Origin of the sequence: Shewanella sp. ECSMB14101, assembly GCF_000773485.1 — a bacterium.
In the GTDB taxonomy this organism is placed as follows: Bacteria; Pseudomonadota; Gammaproteobacteria; order Enterobacterales; family Shewanellaceae; genus Shewanella; species Shewanella marisflavi.
Window position 1 is genome coordinate 1 of the sequence record NZ_JSFF01000069.1, and the last position, 1018, is coordinate 1018.

1 protein-coding gene is annotated in these 1018 nt (G+C 43.0%); it reads left to right on the top strand.

All coding sequences use genetic code 11. The features are described 5' to 3' along the window. Positions 1 to 777, top strand: a 777-nt coding sequence (locus NY07_RS18800) for an IS110 family transposase (RefSeq protein WP_033540885.1), incomplete at its 5' end; no start/stop codon positions are given. Between the last annotated feature and the right edge of the window lie 241 nt (positions 778 to 1018).

Sequence of the window (1018 nt, forward strand, 5' to 3'; positions counted from 1 at the left end):
AAGCCTTTTGTCAAAGGTAATAAAAACGACCGTAATGATGCCTTCGCTATTTGTGAAGCAGCGCATAGACCTAATATTCAATTTGTAGAGCCTAGAACGTTAGAGCAGGTTGATATGATGTTGGCGCATCGAATCAGAGAAAGGCAGGTCGATGCCAGAACAACATTGATTAATCAAATCAGAGGCCTGCTAAATGAGTATGGTATCGTTATTGCTCAAGGCAAAGAAAGCCTTAAAGCAGCATTACCTGACTTAATTGAAGATGCAGAAAATGAATTAACCGAAAGAGCTCGAGTCCACTTTACTCTGCTACACCAAGAGTGGAGCGCGATTGATGAAGCCATAAAGTCATCAGAAAAGGATATCAAACAGCAGGCCCAGGCTTCCGAAGGAGCTAAACTACTAATGCAAATAAAGGGAATAGGAGAAATTACGGCAACAGCCGTAGTCTCGTTTGCAGGTAATGGTTCGTCCTACAAAAACGGTAGACATTTTTCAGCAAACATTGGCTTAGTGCCAAAAGAGCATTCAAGCGGTGGAAAGCAGAGTCTTGGCGGGATAACGAAGCGAGGTAACCGTTACCTCAGGAAGCTACTTATTCAATGTGCTTGGTCGATTATAAGACACTGTAAAACAGCGCAAGACAGGCTGTCTGTTTGGGTTAAAACGCTTATCGAACGGCGAGGCAGTCACAAGTCTGCAGTCGCACTGGCTAACAAGTTAGCAAGAATTGTTTGGGCTATTCTATTTAAGAAAACGGAGTTCAGAGCGGTTTGACCTGTAAGTAAAACAAACCATGTACTGCTAAAAAGTAATGTAACAACAGGTAATACCGGCCTCTACAACACCTGAGAGAGTCCATGAACCTAAGAGTTCGGAGGGACGGTTAAGGCGTAGAGGCGCGGTTCTCATTAAGGCCAGAGCCTCTAATTGCTCATAAACAGGTCGGATATACGGACGCAGTAATATCTTTTGTTACTAACAAATTAGCTATTGAATCTATCGAGGTGTCCATATA